The sequence below is a fragment of the Streptomyces sp. WG5 genome, assembly GCF_049974565.1.
Taxonomy (GTDB): domain Bacteria; phylum Actinomycetota; class Actinomycetes; order Streptomycetales; family Streptomycetaceae; genus Streptomyces.
In genome coordinates this window covers 1-573 of sequence record NZ_JBNGGC010000181.1, presented here as the reverse complement: position 1 = coordinate 573, position 573 = coordinate 1, and the positions used below count along the sequence as shown (strand labels likewise).

General features: G+C 70.3%; 1 protein-coding gene. It reads right to left on the bottom strand.

Annotated elements, in window-relative coordinates; all coding sequences use genetic code 11:
* The coding region (locus ACP4IX_RS36510) for a ketoacyl-synthetase C-terminal extension domain-containing protein (RefSeq protein ID WP_426558980.1) at positions 1-573 on the bottom strand (573 nt) is incomplete at both ends.

Sequence of the window (573 nt, the reverse complement as noted above, 5' to 3'; positions counted from 1 at the left end):
CACACCAGGACGGGCATCGACCCACTCCAGCAGACGCCCGGCCTGAGCACGCACCGCCTCCACCGACTTACCCGACAACACCCACGGCACCACACCACCACCGGCCGAGGGCTCCTCGCCCACATCGACCGGCTCCTGCACACGAGTCGGCGTCGGCTCCGGCGCCTCCAAAATGACGTGCGCGTTCGTACCCGACACACCGAACGACGACACACCCGCCCGACGCGGGCGGCCGGTCTCAGGCCACGGCGTGGCCTCGGTCAGCAACTCCACCCCGCCCTCGGACCAGTCGACCTTCGACGACGGCGCGTCCACATGCAGCGTCCGCGGCAGCACCCCATGCCGCATCGCCATCACCATCTTGATCACACCGGCCACACCCGCAGCGGCCTGCGTATGCCCGAGATTCGACTTCAACGACCCCAGCCACAACGGCCGGCCCTCCGGCCGGCCCTGCCCATACGTGGCCAACAGCGCCTGCGCCTCGATCGGATCCCCCAGCACCGTCCCCGTGCCGTGCCCCTCCACGACATCCACATCAGCAGCCGACAACCCGGCACCCGCGAGCGCCTG